Genomic DNA, 15,494 nt, shown 5'->3' with positions numbered 1-15,494 from the left:
TTCGCGTCCGTCGCCAGACTCGGTTGGAGCGTGCGCCGACCGCAGTGGATCAATGAGGGGTGGTCCCGCCCGCATGTCTGTAGGGTGCGAGACAATCGCGTGGATGGCTTGGGCACGCGGATGGAGGTGGGACTCGTGGATCGGATCAAGATTCGACTGCAAGAGACGGCGCTCGCCCCCGGGGAGATCACGTTGGCGGACGTCGCGGCGATCGCGGGCAGGCTCCAGGAACTCTCGACTCGGGTGAGCCGCTGGGTTGCGGACATCGACGGTGCTGGGCGTGGCCCTCGGATCGTTGAAGCCGCGGCTGCGTTGCGGCTGTCCGGAGTCGAGGAGGGAAGCACCGTTCTGATGATCGATCGCGGCATGCATGACGCCCTCGATTTCGACATGCCGTTCGAGCGTGACGTGACGGCCAAATATTGGGACGTCATCTCGGGTCTGAGCGCAGATCGTCCACCTTCCGGTGCTCCCGCAGCGGTGCGAGAGAGCGCAATTGCGCTGCTCGACGCGTTGGAGCGTGCAGCTCCGCTCGTGACTGTCGTCCGGACGAGCGGTGGCCGGGTCGAGTTTCGGCCGGGCAACCGCGATCGAGCGGTCTGGCAGGTACAGCGGAAGCAGGTCGGCATCGAGCAGATCACCATCGCCGGACGGCTTGAGATGGTCGACCTGAGGAACAGTAAGTTCCGGATCGCTGATGACGTCGGCAACAGGATCATGCTCGAGGATGTTGAGAACGCGGAGGCAATCTCTCGCGATCTGGTCGGCAAGCGCGCGACTGCGAGCGGGGTCCCGACCCATGGCGCGAAAGGCCGGTTGATCTCCCTCACCGCACCCACGATCGAGCCTGCCCCCGTGCCGGCACAATGGAGGAGCCACGCTGAGCCGACGGCGTGGCTGTTGCCCGAGAACGTGTCAGGACCGGATCCCGACGGCGGCGTCGACTTCGACGATGACGAGTGGGCCAGGTTCCTGGCGGCCATCAAGGGCGAGTGACCTTGGCAGATCAGCGGTGGGTGCTGCTTGACACCGACGTGTGGAGCGTGCTGTTCGCGAGATCGACGCGGACACCGGATGCGCGGACCGAGACCTGGCGGAACCTGCTGGTCGGCTGCGGATTGGTCATAGCAACTCAGACCAAGGCTGAGGTGCTCGCCGGCCTCGCAATCAACGACCTGGGTGCAAAGCGACGAGAGTCGATCCTGTCTCAGCTCGCAGGCACGAGCCGGGTGCCTGTCACCGAAGACGTCATCGTGGCATACGCCGACCTTACAGCGGACTGCAAGCGCGCCGGGCACGCGCTGTATGCCAAGCAGCACACTGGAGACCGTTGGGTCGCCGCGACGGCGATCGCGGTCGGCGTGCCGCTGCTTGCCGGCGATGGCATCTACGCCGGCGCGCCAGGACTTGAGATTCTGACTGACAGCGCGCATTGACTCACGCTCAGGCGAGCCCGAGTTCGGTGGCGAGCTCGCCACCGCGACCGGACAGCGGGCTCGTTCGGGTCGTGACGAGAGCGAGCGGCATGGAGAACGCGCCAGGCAGCGCCTGAGCGTGCTCGCCCGGACGGCGATCGGCGGACCAGGCAGTCCGGGGCACCGCCGCGAGCTCACCGCGTTCGCGCGCGATCGCGAGGGCGACCGGAGCGGAGCCGGCCAGGCGCACGTGGGCACCCATCGCGGCGAAGTCCTGAGCCACATCGTCCGGCTGCGAGCTGTAGGTCGCCAGCCAGACCGGAAGGGGCCACGCCCTCCGTCGCTCTCGCGGCGAGGCGATAGCCTCCACCCCGGAGGCAGCGACGAGCAGCAGCGGATCGCTACCGAGCTGAGTCACGTCGGACGTGGCCGGCGCCCACGTCGCGTGCGGCGCGATGATGACCGACGCGTCGAGTTCGCCGCCGTCCATCATCTGCAACAGCAGGCGGCCGTTCCCGATCCGCTGTTCCACGGTGGCCGGTGGCGGCAGGAGCCGTTGCACGGCCGTGAACACCGGCACCGACAGGCTCGTGAAGGTCCCGGACCTCGACCTGGGCCGGCCGGCGGCGCGGCGTGCGCCATCGGTCACCGACTCGATCGTCTCCAGGGCGCGGCGCGCGAGGCGCACGTACTCGAGCCCAGCAGCCGTGGGACGCGTCCCGCGCGTGTCCCGGTCGAACAGGGCGAGGCCGACCCGTGACTCCAGGCGGCGCAGCCGCTGGGATGCGGATGGTTGCGCGATGTGGAGGCTCGCGGCCGCCGCAAGCATCGAGCCGTGGTCGGCGAGTGCGACCGCAAGGCGCAGCTCGTCGACCGAACTCACCGCGTCCGCGTGATTCGCCATATGCCCAGCCTATAACCGAGACGATAATGAAAAGCACTACCAATAGTCTGGGTTCTCGCCGACACTGGTGCCCAGCATGAAGACCTCCTCCGCCCCCGCCCGCAGATCGGCATGACCGACCGATCGAGCCTGCGTTCCTTCTCGCGCCCGGTACAGGTACTGGTGCTCAACCAGTTCGGAGTGAACCTCGGCTTTTACCTGCTCCTGCCGTTCCTGGCGGCGTACCTGACCGAATCCATCGGACTGACCCTGGCTGCCGTCGGCCTCGTCCTCGGTGCCCGCAACCTGGCCCAGCAGGGCCTGTTCCTGGTCGGCGGGATCTGCGCGGACCGGATCGGCAGCCGCCCGATGATCCTCGCGGGGTGCCTCCTGCGCGTCATCGGTTTCGGGATGTTCGCCCTGACCGAGAATCTCTGGGGGCTGCTCGCGGCCGCGCTGCTCAGCGGCGTCGCCGGCGCGCTGTTCAACCCGGCCGTCCGCTCGTATGTCGCCACCGCGTCGCAGGGGCGTACCGCGGAGGCGTTCGCCTGGTTCGCGCTCGCCGGCAACGCCGGCATGTTCGTGGGTCCCGTTCTCGGAGCACTGCTGATGCTCGTCGACTTCCGCATCGTCGCGGCCGTCGCCGCCGGCGTGTTCGCGGTCCTGACCATCGCGCAGGCGATCTGGCTCCCGGCGCAGTCGGAGGGCCGGGCCGCCCCGGAACGTGGTGGCATGCTCGGACTGCTCCGCAACGGCCGGTTCTGGCTTTTCGCGCTCGCCGGGAGCGCCCTCTTCGCCCTCCAGAACCAGTTGTATCTGATCTTCCCCAGGGAGGCCGATCCGGTGCTCGGCGGGAACGCCGGCACCGTGTCGGTGTTCGTGGTCTCGACCGTCGTGGCCGTGGCGTGCCAGCGCCCGCTCACCCGGTACGCGATGGCCCGCTGGCAGGCCCACCGCTCGATCGCGCTTGGCTATGCGGTGATGGGAGTCGGGCTGCTCGGGCCGGCGGCGACCGCGGCCGCTGATCCGGCCGTGCGTTTCACGGCGATCCTGCTCGCGGCGGCCGCCCTCGGCCTCGGGGTGGTGATCGCGCAGCCCTTCATGCTGGAGCGGATCGCCCAGCACGCGTCAACCGGCATGACCGGCACCTACTACGGCGCCTTCTATCTGCTCTCCGGGGTGATCGCGGCGGCCTCTGGTGCCGGGCTCGGCGCGCTGCTCGAGCGCTCGGCGCCGCTGTCCTGGCTCGCCTGCGGCATCGCCGCGCTCGCCGCCGCCGCACTTTCGCTCTTGCCGTTGACGGCCCCGCGGGCACCCGGCCCGAGCACTCCGATCCCGACCAGTACCCAAGACCAGAACCAGGGCCCTTCGAAGCCCTCCGAGAGGAGCATCCCCCGATGACCACATCACCCGAACTGCGTCCCTCCCGCAGAACCCTGCTGATCGGCGCCTCGCTCGCTGCCGTGACGACCGGGTTGGCCGCGTGCGCACCACGCTCACCCGCCACCGGATCGGCCCCCGCCGCGAGTGCCTCACCCGTGCCCGGTGGGGTGCTGCGCGCGGCCTTCGCGGGCGGCGGCGCCCAGGAGACCCTCGACCCGCACAGGGCGAACCTGTTCCTTGAGGGATCGCGTTCGAAGATGATCTTCGAGAAACTCGCCGACCTCGGCGAGGACATGTCCGCGGTGCCACGGCTGGCGCAGGAGTGGGAGCCGAATGCCGATCTGACCCAGTGGACCATTCGGCTGCGCGAGGCCGTCTTCCACGACGGGCGACCGGTCCGCCCGGAGGACGTGCTCTACAGCTACCGACGCATCACCGACCCGGCCGAAGGCTTCCGCGCGCGCAGCAACTTCGCCATGCTCGACCTGGACGCCTCCGAGGTCCAGGACGAACGCACACTGCGCCTGCACCTGTCCCGGTCCTACGCGGAGTTCCCGAACTCCCTGGCCGCGTTCGGAGCGTTCATCGTGCCCGAGGACGCGACGAACTTCGACGAGCCGGTCGGATCAGGGCCGTTCCGCTTCGCCGGCTGGGACCCCGGGCGGTCCCTGACCCTGGACGCGTTCGACGACTACTGGGAGGGACGTCCCTACCTCGACCGTCTCGAGTACCTGATCGCGAACGAGGAGTCCGCCCGCATCAACGCGCTCGTGAGTGGGACGGTCCAGTACGCGCACGACGTGTCCGGTTCGACCGCGCAGACGTACGCGGCGCGCGAGGACCTGGTGTTCACCCGGCTGCCGAACAGTGGCATGAACGGCTTCGCGATGAAGACCGACCGTGCGCCGTTCGACCACCCGGACGCGCGGCGCGCGCTGTTCGCCCTGACGGACCGGCAGGAACTGGTCGACGCCGCGCTCGCAGGAGCGGGCAACGTCGGCAACGACCTCTTCGGCAAGGGGTACGAGTACTACGCCGACGACCTCCCGCAGCGCGAGCAGGACCTGGACCTCGCGCGCCGGCTCATCGCCTCCAGCGGGTTGGGCGATCACGAGATCGTGATCGACACCGCGGACGCGGGCACCGGCCTGATCGCCAGCGCGAACGTGTTCGCGGACCAGCTGCGCGCCGCCGGGCTCAGCGCGTCCGTGCATCAGCGCGACGCCGGCACCTACTGGTCCGAGATCCTCGACGAGGGCATCCTGTGCGCGTACCGCTCGGGTGGGATGCCCATCGAGTCACATGTCTCCCAGCGACTGCTGAGCGACTCCAGCACGAACGCGACCGCGTGGCGTGATCCGGAGTTCGACGCGCTCTACGCTGACGCGATCGCCACGGCGGACCCCGCTGCGCGAGCCGGCATCTATCACGACATGCAGACCACGCTCCACGACCGGGGCGGCTTCCTGATCTGGGGGTTCGCGGACTGGATCGTCGCGACGAGCGCGAACGTCGCAGGCATCGTCGAGGCCCCAGCGAACTCGCTCGACTGGGCGCGGTTCGACCGCGTCTGGCTCGCGTGAGCCTGACCCGTCTGCTCGCCCGCCGCATGGCCCTCGGTGCGGTCCAGGTGTTTGGCGTCGTCACGATCGTGTTCCTGCTCACCGAGGCCCTGCCGGGCGACGCCGCGGTCGTGATCGCCGGCGACGCCCCCGATCCGGAGCGGATCGCGCAGCTTCGCGCCGCGCTGGGACTGGACGATCCGTTGGGGCAGCGGTACATCCGGTGGTGGGGCGAACTCCTGCGTGGGGACCTCGGCACGTCCCTCGTCTCCGGGCGACCGGTGGCCGACACCCTCCGCGCGGGTCTGGCACCGACCGCGCTGCTCGCCGGCGTCACGTTCCTGCTGCTGCCGCCGCTGGCGACCATGCTCGGCGTCGCCGCGGCCCGCAGACCCGGCTCGGTGGTCGATCGCCTCATCAGCAGCGTCAGCCTCGGGTTCTACTCCGTCCCGGAGTTCGCGTCGGCCATCCTGCTCATCTCGCTCTTCGCCCTGCAGCTCAGCCTGCTGCCCGCGAACGCCCTCGGTGTCTCGGACCTGCTCGCCCAGCCGTCCGTGCTCGTGCTGCCGGTGGCGGTCCTTCTGATCCGGCCGCTCTGCTCGGTCTCCCGGCTGGTGCGCGCCGGGCTGGTCGACGCCCGGCAGAGCGACTACGCGCGTCACCTGGGCAGGATCGGGCTGAGCGAGCGCCGGATCACCTGGGCGCACGCACTGCCGACGTCCGGGGCACCTGCGGTGCAACAGGTGGCGCGCGCCGTGGACTGGCTGCTCGGCGGCGTGATCGTGGTGGAGGCGGTGTTCGTGATCCCCGGCCTCGGGACCACCCTGGTGGACGCGGTCGGCACGCGCGATGTCCCGGTCGTGCAGGGTCTCGCCGTGTTCTTCGGGCTGGTCACGGTGGTGGTGAACGTCGTCGCCGACGCCGTCAGCTACCGGATGAATCCCGCGGCGGTCACGCTGTGAATCGTCTCGTCCGCCGCGGCGTCGTCATCGCCCTCCTCGCGATCCCGGGCATGCTCGCGCTCGCTGGGCCGCAGTTCGCCACCTCCGGTGGCCCCCGGTCGACGGCGTTCGACCCGGCTGCCGGACCGTTCGGCTCCGACTTCGCCGGGCGCGACGTGCTGGACCAGCTGCTCCTCGGCGGTGCCCCCATCGTGATCACCTCGGTCGGCGCCACGGTGCTCTGTTACGTGCTGGCCGTGCCGCTCGCCCTGACGGCAGCGGCCACCCGCCGACGCTGGCTGGACGAGCTGATCATGCGGCCGTTCGACGTCGTGCTCGCGATGCCGTCGCTGCTCGTCCTGATCCTGCTCGCCTCGATCGCGCCGCAGCACGACCTGGTCCTGATCGGGATCGTCGTGGTGGTGCTCGCGCCCGACGCGACGCGGGTCATCCGCGCCGCCGCCCTGGGGCCCGCGAACGGACCCGCCGCGGAGGCGATGCTGCTCGCCGGCGAGCCACGGTGGCGGCGCGTGGGCTGGTTCCTCGGGAGGTCGGCGATGGGCATGATCATGGCGGACGCCGGCGTGCGGTTCGTCGGCGCGCTCTATCTGGTCGCCTCGGCGAGCTTCCTCGGGGTCGGGGTCGAGCCCGATCGGAGCAACTGGGGCGTCATGGTCGAGCAGAACCGCGACGGGCTGCTGCTGCAACCGCTGGCGACCCTGCTGCCGGCGTGCCTGATCACGGCCCTGGCCGTGGGGCTGAACCTCGCGATGGACGAGTGGCGACTGCGCGCCCGCACAGAAGGCGCCACCCGGTGATCGGTGTCGAGGACCTGACCGTACGGCTCGACGACCGGACCGTGGTGGGTCCGATCTCGTTCGCCGCGAGACCCGGAGAGGTCATCGCGCTCGTGGGGGAGTCCGGTAGCGGCAAGACCACGACCGGCCTCGCCGTGATGGGCGAGTTCCCCAGTGGCGCGAGCGTCGCCGGCGTCGTGCGCAGCGATCCGCGCCGCATCGGATACGTGCCACAGCACCCCGGCACGGTCCTCACGCCGAGCCGTAGAGTGGGGTCCCTGCTTCGTGAGGTGGCCCGGGTGCGAGGACGCGCGGGCACCGAGTCGGTCGCCCGTGCGGTGGCGCGCGCCCACCTGGACCCCGCCCTGCTGAGACGGTTCCCGCACCAGCTCTCGGGCGGTCAGCAGCAGCGCGCGGTTTTCGCGCTGGCCCTGATCGGCGACCCGGACTGCCTGGTCGTGGACGAACCCACGACCGGTCAGGATCCCGGCCACCGCGATGCGCTCGCGGCCGAGCTGGAGTCCCTGCGCGAGGGGGGCACTGCGATCATCCTGCTCAGCCACGACCTCGCCCTCGTGCGCCGCCTAGCCGACGACACCCTCGTGCTGCGCCTCGGCGCGGTCGTCGAGCAGGGCCGGGACCTGTGGGCCCATCCGCGCGAGCCGTACACGAGACAGCTGATCGAAGCCGGCCTCGGCGAGCCGCCGGCCGGCCGGACAGCCGCAGCGCCGACGTCATCGCCGGTGCTCCGGGTCGACCGGCTGACGGCGGGATACGGGCGTCGGGGCGACCCGGTGCTGGACGAGGTCGACCTCCTGCTCGAGCGCGGCAGCGCCCTGACGGTGCGCGGTCCCTCAGGCGCCGGCAAGTCGACCCTGGCACGCTGCCTCGCGGGCCTGCATCAGCCCCACGGCGGCGAGCTGCGCCTGGCCGGCCGGGTGACGCCGTGGGCGGTGCGCGCGCGGACGAGCGCCGACCGCGCGCTTGTGCAGTACGTGTTCCAGGACGCGCGTGCCGCGTTTGACCCGTTCCGCCCGATCGGCGCGCAAGTGATCCGCCCGGTCGTGAACCTGCGCGGCGACGGCCGCGCGGCGGTCGCCGCGAAGCTCGCGGACGTCGCCGGGCAGGTCGGTCTCGAGCCGGACCACCTCGCCCGGAGAGTGAGTCAGCTGTCAGGTGGCGAGTTGCAACGCGCGGCCCTCGTTCGGGCCCTGCTCACTCGCCCAGACGTGCTGATCTGCGACGAGATCACCACCGGACTGGACGCCGTGACGCGAGAGGTCGTGCTGGACCTGCTCGAGCGCATGGTCGACGGCGGCATGGCGCTCGTCATCATCACGCATGAGAATCGGGTCGTACGCCGATTCGCCGACCGCGTGCTCTCGCTCGAACTGCCCGGATTGGTTTACGCCGCGGCCCAGACGCCCAGTTCGTTGCCGCTCGGGTCCGTGAAGTGGAACCGCCGGCCGCCGGGGAACTCGTAGGGTCCGTTGACGACCGTGCCGCCGGCCTGCGTCACGGCCGTCACGCAGGCGTCGAGGTCGTCGCTGTAGAGCAGCACGAGCGGACCGCCCGCCGGCTTCGGTTCCGGCACCAGGGCGAGGCCACCGGCCTCGTCCCCGCCGGACTCGGCCGGCGTGCGGATGCCTGCGTACCCGTCTCCGTAGGCGGTGAACTCCCAGCCGAAGGCCTGCCCGTAGAAGTCCTTGGCGGCCTGCAGGTCGGTCACCGAGATCTCGATGTAGTCGATGGAGAACGGAATGCCGTGCGTGTGAGTGGTCATGGCAGCGACGATGGCACGCCCCACCGACAGTCGCCATCGAGATCAGCACCCTTGCACGAAGGACCCCGGCGCTGAAACGATGCACCCGGCAGGGCCCGTGTCCAGATGGGGCCCGCACAACTTCCGGGGGGAACAGCCTCTCGGTGCTGTCGTCCGAGAGGCATCCTGTGACGTCGTCCACCCACCGGACCGGCCGGCGGCCGATCTCCTTGTCGTCCGCCCTGATGAGTCGGGCGGCACCAGGCTTCGGCGTCACGGTGACGGTCGCGTTGCTGGTGATGAGCGGTCTGCTTGCGGTGGGCGTCGCGCCCGCTCGGGCCGCAGATCCGGTGCCCGCCAACCCGAACTACTACGTGGTCCCGGACACCTCGTTCTCCGGCAATGTGCTGGCGGACCAGGAGCCGCCCGGCTACCGGGTCTCGCTGACGGTGGCGCCGGTCAACGGCACCATCGTCCTGAACGCGGACGGGTCGTTCACGTACCGACCGCGCGCTGGCTATGTCGGCGTCGACTCCTTCCATTACTGCCTGACGCTCGATGCTGGATGTCTCGCCGGTGACGGTGTCGCGAGTCTCTACGTCGGCGCTGCACCCCAGGACCGCGAGTACCCGGTCGAGGTGAACGTCCCAGCGACCGGCAACGTGACGGACGGCCAATGGTCGCCCGACCTCGGGCCGCTCCAGACCACCGACCTCGAGCACGGCACCATGGTGCTCAACTACGGAGACGGGTCGTTCACGTACACGCCGGACACCGACTACGTCGGCGTCGATTCCTTCGAGTACTGCCTGTCCCCGGACCAGGCCACCTGCCTGTCCGACGATCGGGCAACTGTGACGTTCACCGTCACCGGGCAGGTGGGTGTCGTGACCACCACCACCCTGGCCGGGCCGGGCATCCTGCTCTTCGGTCAACCCGCTGCACTGACAGCCACCGTTGCTCCGACGGTCGACGGCGGCACAGTCACCTTCGCCGCGTCGGCGACCGACGTCGCCGAGTGTGCTGACCTCCCGATCGTCGCCTCGGCAGCCACGTGCACTCTCGATGCGCCTCTCGAGCCGGGCCCCCACGCGTTCACCGCCCACTACTCCGGGGCCGGTGATGCACTGCCCTCCATCAGCGCACCGGCGACGACGCTCGTGCTGGCCGCGCCGACATCGGTGACCTACACCGGGGCCGACTCGGGCGACGTCGGGGTGCCGTTGCAGGTATCGGCGCAGCTGACGAACAATGCGGCCGGTGCCGCCGGTCCGATTCCCGGCGAGTCGGTGCGCTTCGGGATGGCTGACGGCCTCAGCTGCACGGCGGTCACCGACGCGGCCGGCGTCGCCGAGTGCACCCTGATGCCGAACCGAGTCGGTCGACTCGCCGTGACGGTCTTGTTCGGTGGCGACGTCCGCTACCTGCCGACCCAGGTCGACGGCGCCGCCACGATCGCACCGCAACCCAGCATCACCACACTGCAGGCGACGCCGAACCCTGCCCCGTGGGGCGAGCCCGTCACCCTCACCGCCACGGTGCCCGCCGGCGCGACCGGAACCGTCGCGTTCGAAGTCGCGGGAACCGTGCTCCCCGGGTGTGCCGCCGTGCCGGTGGCCGAGGGAGCGGCCGGCTGTGTCACCGACGGGCTCGACGTCGGATCCCGGCAGGTCAGCGCGACGTACTCCGGCGACGCCGACGTCGCCGGGTCCAGCGGCTCCACCACCGTCCAGATCAACCAGCGGACGATCGACCTGGCCTTCGGTGGCCCCTCGACCGGAATGGTCGGCGGCCCGCTCGCGCTGTCCGCGATCGTGACAGACGCACTCGCCGGCCCGCCGCTGAGCAGTCTGCGGGTGGCCACGACGTCCGGCGATGCGCAGCGTGAAGGCATCCGGGCGGCAGCGGCAGCAGCCGCCGCCCCGGACCTGGCCGGGCTGCCGCTCCTGTTCACCCTTGGCTCGGCCCAGTGCGAGGGCATCACCGATGCTGACGGCGTGGCGAGTTGTTCGCTTACTCCGTCCGCCGCCGGTGACCCGGCGGAACTGACCATCTCCTTCGGTGGCACCGCCGTTCTGGCCGCGGCGCAGCTCGCCGTGCCCATCGTGGTCGCAGCGGAGCCGGTGCCGACACCGACTCCCGGTTCGCCTGTGGCTACGGTTCCGACGCAGTCACCGACCAGCGGGTCCCCGGCCGGCACCGAACCGGCGGCGCCCGCACCGCCGAGCGCCGATGGGCTCGCTACCACTGGCGCGACCGTCGGTGGCCTGCTCGTCGCCGGCTTGGTGCTGCTCGGCTTCGGCACGCTGTTGGTGCTCGTCGGACGGCAGCGGACGAGCCGCCCGTTGCGCTGACCGGAGGAGGTCACGCCACGAGCGGCCACGACCTAGCCGAACCGCACGGTTCCGTCGGCATCGATCGACCAGCCCGGGTTGTGCGCGATCTCCCAGATCACCCCGTTCGGGTCCTGGACGTGCGCGTGGAAGATCCCGCCGAACGCCCCGGGCTGGGGCGCCGTGAGCACGGTGCCGCCGGCCGCGGCCATCGCCCCGACCAGGTCGCGCACCTGGTCCGGCCCGGCCACGTTGTGGGCCAACGTCACCCCGGAGACCGCGGCCGGCCCGGCCGGGGCGCCGAGGTCCTCGTTGAACTTCTCGGCGTCGAATAGCCCGAGCATCTGGCCCGGTGCCACCTGGAAGAACAGGATCTCGCCCGGCACGTCCAGGGTGGGCGTCCAGCCCAGGGCCTCGGCGTAGAACCGGCGGGCCGCGTCCAGGTCAGCGGTGGCGAGGGTGATGAAGTGCACCTGCTGGTCCATGTGGGTCATCCGCTCAGACTGACGCGTCGGCGAGTACCTCGTCCAGTTCCGACTCGAGGTGCGCGGCGATCTCAAGGGACGCCGTCGCCGCCGGTGACGGTGCGTTCAGCACGTGCAGCTGACGGTCCGCGCGCTGGACGAGGAAGTCATCCACGAGGGACCCGTCGCGCCGCAGCGCCTGCGCGCGCACCCCGGCCGGGGCCGGCACCAGGTCCGCCGCCGTGATGCCGGGCACCAGCCGGGAAAGGCTGGCCGCGAACCGCGCGCGGGACAGCGACCGGACGATCTCCCCGGCGCCGGGCACGATGTTGCGGCGTCCGAGGCGCCACAGCCCGGGCCAGGACAGGGAGCCGCGCAGGTCCGCCAGGTTCACGTCCCGCCAGGTGTAGCCCTCCCGGGCCAGGGCCAGCACCGCGTTCGGGCCGGCGTGCACACCTCCATGGATCATCGTGGTCAGGTGCACCCCCAGGAACGGGAACCGCGGGTCCGGCACCGGGTAGATGAGCGTACGGACCAGATCCGCCTTGTCCGGCACCAACTCGAAGTACTCGCCACGAAACGGCACGATCCGCGCCTGCGGGACCACGTTGCAGGCGTCCGCCAGGCGGTCCGCGTGCAGTCCGCCACAGACCACGAGGGCATCGGCGACGATGTCCTCGCGCTCCGTCCCGCCGTCGTCGCCGGTCACGTCCACCCGGGCGCGCACGCGCCCGCCCACGGTGCGCGCACCGTGGAAGGTGCGGCCGAAGCGGAGCTGCCCACCGCCGTCGGTGATCTGGCGCGCCAGTACCTCGCACACGCCGACGTAGTCGACGATGCCGGTGCTCTCCACCCGCAGCGCACGCACGCACGCGACGTTCGGCTCGTACTCGCGGGCCTCGGCGGCGTCGAGGAGGCGCGCCGGCACCCCGTTCGCCACCGCCCGGCGGGCCAGCTCGGCCAGGCCCGGCAGCTCCGCGTCGTCGACGGCGACCACGAGCTTGCCGCAGGTGCGCACCGCCACGCCGTGGTCCTGCGCGAACGCCGTCATGCTCGCCGCACCGGCGGTGCCCAGGCGCGCCTTCAGGCTGCCGGGCGCGTAGTACAGGCCGGAGTGGATCACCCCGGAGTTGCGACCCGTCTGGTGCCGGGCCACCGAGAGCTCCTTGTCCACCACGATCACCTCGTCGCCACGGCGGACCAACCGTGCCGCCGTCGCCAGCCCGAGGATCCCCGCGCCCACCACCAGGACCTTCACCATCGTTGCTCCCTCGTCATGACCTCGTGTCCGCCTCCGGTGATCGTGCCAGGGATGACGGCGGCCGGTGGCCGGACCGGCGAGGCCGATCCGGGTGGGGGGTGACGCCTCACCCTGCGCTCACCCCGGGGTGAGCACGCCTCGGCCCCAAGATCACCCGATCTGGCTAGTGCCCTGTATCACATCGCGGACTAGCGTGAAGAGCGCTCAAGGGAACGAATTGGACCGAACCGGGGAGTGAGCACATGGGCGAGACATCGTGTGCGTGGGTCTGCGATCTCGACCACGTGATGAAGCTGGGTGACGTCTCCGACTCGGTCGTCGCCGAATGGCGCCGCTCCGACTGGACCGCTCCGGACGGCACGTCCGCGCAGGTGGTCGGCCCGGGCCGCTCCGGCACCGGATGGGTGATCGTGCCGATGCTCCAGCGCGACGCCGCCGGCGACACGGCGCTCGCCGCGCTGCCGAACATCAGCCGGTCCTGACCCGGGCCTACCGGCGGCCGGTATCACGGCCGCCGCACGCACCTCTTCGCTGAGCGAACGCCCACCGCAGGAGTTGGCCCGGTGGGATGATGTCGCCCAACGGTCGGCGGAGGTCCCATGAGACTGGTGCGCCCAGCAGAACCCGAGGAGTTCGCCCGCGCGCGCTCGGAGCATCCGACCTCGCCCGAGACCGCCGGCGAGTACAGACCCCTTGCCAAGAGCGCCCGCGAGGACGTCCAGCCCGCACCCGCGGTGGTCGCGGCGCTGCTGGCGATGACGGGCGAGCGGTGCGCCTACTGCGAGACCCCGATCGATTCCGACAGCGTGGTGGTGACGCACCACCGCCCGCCCGGGAACGCCGTCGGCGAGGACGGCACGGTCAGCCCGGACCACTACCGCTGGCTCGAGTACACCTGGTCGAACCTGCTCCCCGCGTGCGCGGACTGTGTCCGGGCCAAGGGCAGCCGGTTCCCGGTGCGCGGCGTCCGCTCCGACGCGCCGGAGCCGTGGACCGTCGAGGACGCGCTGCTCCTGGATCCCGGCCGGGAGGACCTCGCCGCCCACCTGCTCTACCAGGTGGACGGGACGGTGGCCGGGACCACCGAACGGGGCCGGGTCACCATCGAGGTGCTCGCGCTGAACCGGTCCTCCCTGGTGGCGCGGCGGGCCAGCTCGATCGAGCCCGAACGGCCCATGAGCCGGCCGCACGCCGGCGGGCGGCCCGGCGCGCGACCTGGCGGCCCGGGCGCACCGGCCCCCGGCGGCGGTCCCGGGGCCGCCGGCCCCGGCCTTGGCGACCCCACCGCGAACCTCACCCCGGACGCGTTCCCCTCGATGACCGAGCGCGGCGTCGGGCACACGCCCGCCATGGCGCTGCCCCGCGCGAGCTACGACCTGAACCTCCCGCTCGCCCCCACCCAGGCGACGAGCTACTACGGCGCCACGAAGTGGATCGACCGGGTGGTCATCGGCAACTTCCGGCCGATCCGGGACCTCGACCTGGACTTCTCGACGTCCACGAGCGAGCACGGGCCGTGGACGGTGCTGCTCGGCGAGAACGGGTGCGGCAAGTCCTCGATCCTGCACGCGATCGCGCTCACCCTGATCGGCGGCGCCTACCGGCGCGAGCTCGCGATGGACGCCGGAGCGTACCTGCGCCACCGCGCTCGGGTCGGCCGGGTGCAGGTCTACCTGACCGGTGACCCGCAGCCGTTCGAGCTGACCTGGGGCACGGGCGACACCGACTTCACCGGCCCCGAGGCCGCGCCGGTGCTGCTCCTCGGGTACGGCGCCACCCGGATGCTGCCCCGCGGTCCGGCATCCGCGCGTCCGGACCGTCCGGACCGCTCCGGCGCCTGGGTGGACAACCTGTTCGACCCGTTCCGCCCACTCACCGACCCCACCAGCTGGCTGCTGTCCCTGCCGGAGCCGGTGTTCACCGACGTCGCCGCGGGCCTCGCGGATCTGCTCGCGCTCGAGGACACCGCCGAGATCGAGGCGGACCGGCGCCGCAAGGTCGTCCGGATCCACCAGCACTCCTCCGTGGCCGAGCTGACCGAGCTCAGCGACGGGTACCAGTCCATGCTGGTGCTCGCCTGCGATGTGCTGCGCACGGTCCTGACCCGCTGGGAACAGGTGGGCCTGGCGGAGGGGATCGTGCTCATCGACGAGCTCGGCGCCCATCTGCACCCGCGCTGGCGGATGAGGATCGTGACCGCGCTGCGCACCCTGATGCCGCGGGTGCAGTTCATCGTGTCCACCCACGACCCGCTCTGCCTGCGTGGCCTGCTCGACGGCGAGGTCACGGTGATCCGCCGCAACGCCGAGGCCGACGTCATCGCGATCACCGACCTGCCCTCGGTGCAGGGCATGCGCGTGGACCAGCTGCTCACCTCCGAGCACTTCGGCCTCGGCAGCACCGACGACCCGGAGCTGGACGACCTCTGGGCGCAGTACTACCAGCTCCAGGGCCTGTCCGAACGGGGCGCCGACCAGGAGGCGCAGCTGGCGCACGTGCGCGCCCGGCTGGACGCGATCGGGGTGCTCGGCAGCACCGAACGGGACCGGCTGCTGCTCGCCTCGGCGGACGAGTTCATCGCCCGACGGCGTCAGGTCGGGGACGAGGCGACGCGCACCTCGGCGGAGGTCACCTCCGAGCTCGCGGCGCTGTGGACGGCGCGGCTGCCAGGGGCGCCGGGGGCACAGCGATGA

General features: G+C 71.3%; 14 protein-coding genes. 10 read left to right on the top strand and 4 right to left on the bottom strand.

Translation table 11 applies throughout. The annotated features are described in order from the left end of the window. The first annotated feature begins 135 nt into the window (after positions 1-135). Both HALOF300_RS09270 and HALOF300_RS09265 read left to right on the top strand, forming a co-directional pair. A complete protein-coding gene (locus HALOF300_RS09270; protein WP_156740672.1) occupies positions 136-996 on the top strand; it encodes a hypothetical protein in 861 nt (286 codons plus the stop codon). 20 nt (positions 997-1,016) lie between these two features. Then, a complete protein-coding gene (locus tag HALOF300_RS09265; RefSeq protein ID WP_197522429.1) occupies positions 1,017-1,436 on the top strand; it encodes a PIN domain-containing protein in 420 nt (139 codons plus the stop codon). Positions 1,437-1,443: 7 nt separating this feature from the next. On the opposite strand, the gene HALOF300_RS09260 is transcribed toward HALOF300_RS09265, so the two are convergent. Continuing rightward, positions 1,444-2,319: a LysR family transcriptional regulator gene (locus HALOF300_RS09260; RefSeq protein WP_156740670.1), complete on the bottom strand. Its 876-nt coding sequence runs from the start codon at positions 2,317-2,319 to the stop codon at positions 1,444-1,446. A 111-nt stretch (positions 2,320-2,430) separates the two neighbouring features. Here HALOF300_RS09260 and HALOF300_RS09255 point away from each other — a divergent pair, with 111 nt between their 5' ends. From HALOF300_RS09255 to HALOF300_RS09235, 5 genes are read left to right on the top strand one after another with little or no spacing between them, the layout of a single operon-like run. Further along, the gene (locus tag HALOF300_RS09255) at positions 2,431-3,699 is read left to right on the top strand and encodes an MFS transporter (RefSeq protein ID WP_156740669.1); all 1,269 of its coding nucleotides are present in this window, start codon (positions 2,431-2,433) and stop codon (positions 3,697-3,699) included. Beyond that, on the top strand, positions 3,696-5,264 hold the full coding sequence (locus HALOF300_RS09250) for an ABC transporter substrate-binding protein (RefSeq protein WP_156740668.1): 1,569 nt from the start codon (positions 3,696-3,698) through the stop codon (positions 5,262-5,264). The genes HALOF300_RS09255 and HALOF300_RS09250 overlap by 4 nt, the downstream gene beginning before the upstream one ends. Next, entirely contained in the window at positions 5,261-6,205 is a 945-nt protein-coding gene (locus tag HALOF300_RS09245) for an ABC transporter permease (protein ID WP_231955172.1), read from the top strand. The genes HALOF300_RS09250 and HALOF300_RS09245 overlap by 4 nt, the downstream gene beginning before the upstream one ends. Continuing rightward, positions 6,202-7,002, top strand: coding sequence for an ABC transporter permease subunit (locus HALOF300_RS09240; protein WP_156740667.1), 801 nt, complete (start codon positions 6,202-6,204; stop codon positions 7,000-7,002). The genes HALOF300_RS09245 and HALOF300_RS09240 overlap by 4 nt, the downstream gene beginning before the upstream one ends. Beyond that, on the top strand, positions 6,999-8,465 hold the full coding sequence (locus tag HALOF300_RS09235; RefSeq protein WP_197522428.1) for an ABC transporter ATP-binding protein: 1,467 nt from the start codon (positions 6,999-7,001) through the stop codon (positions 8,463-8,465). Before HALOF300_RS09240 ends, HALOF300_RS09235 begins: the two co-directional genes overlap by 4 nt. On the opposite strand, the gene HALOF300_RS09230 is transcribed toward HALOF300_RS09235, so the two are convergent. Next, on the bottom strand, positions 8,387-8,764 hold the full coding sequence (locus HALOF300_RS09230) for a VOC family protein (RefSeq protein ID WP_156740665.1): 378 nt from the start codon (positions 8,762-8,764) through the stop codon (positions 8,387-8,389). The genes HALOF300_RS09235 and HALOF300_RS09230 overlap by 79 nt on opposite strands. Before the next feature lie 224 nt (positions 8,765-8,988). Between HALOF300_RS09230 and HALOF300_RS09225 the strand changes: the two genes are divergently transcribed. Further along, positions 8,989-11,097 carry an Ig-like domain repeat protein gene (locus HALOF300_RS09225; protein ID WP_156740664.1) on the top strand — a complete coding sequence of 703 codons (2,109 nt, stop codon included), beginning with the start codon at positions 8,989-8,991 and terminating at the stop codon, positions 11,095-11,097. Positions 11,098-11,129: 32 nt separating this feature from the next. Here HALOF300_RS09225 and HALOF300_RS09220 read toward each other — a convergent pair whose 3' ends face one another. Continuing rightward, on the bottom strand, positions 11,130-11,570 hold the full coding sequence (locus HALOF300_RS09220) for a VOC family protein (protein WP_231955169.1): 441 nt from the start codon (positions 11,568-11,570) through the stop codon (positions 11,130-11,132). 4 nt (positions 11,571-11,574) lie between these two features. Beyond that, on the bottom strand, positions 11,575-12,801 hold the full coding sequence (lhgO, locus tag HALOF300_RS09215) for an L-2-hydroxyglutarate oxidase (RefSeq protein WP_156740663.1): 1,227 nt from the start codon (positions 12,799-12,801) through the stop codon (positions 11,575-11,577). Between the two features lie 242 nt (positions 12,802-13,043). Between lhgO and HALOF300_RS09210 the strand changes: the two genes are divergently transcribed. Together HALOF300_RS09210 and HALOF300_RS09205 are read left to right on the top strand one after the other, a co-directional pair. Then, positions 13,044-13,283, top strand: coding sequence for a hypothetical protein (locus HALOF300_RS09210; protein ID WP_156740662.1), 240 nt, complete (start codon positions 13,044-13,046; stop codon positions 13,281-13,283). A gap of 117 nt (positions 13,284-13,400) precedes the next feature. After that, positions 13,401-15,494, top strand: coding sequence for an AAA family ATPase (locus HALOF300_RS09205; RefSeq protein ID WP_156740661.1), 2,094 nt, complete (start codon positions 13,401-13,403; stop codon positions 15,492-15,494).

This window comes from Occultella aeris (assembly GCF_902703175.1).
In the GTDB taxonomy this organism is placed as follows: Bacteria; Actinomycetota; Actinomycetes; order Actinomycetales; family Beutenbergiaceae; genus Occultella; species Occultella aeris.
This window is presented reverse-complemented; position numbering and strand designations above follow the sequence as displayed.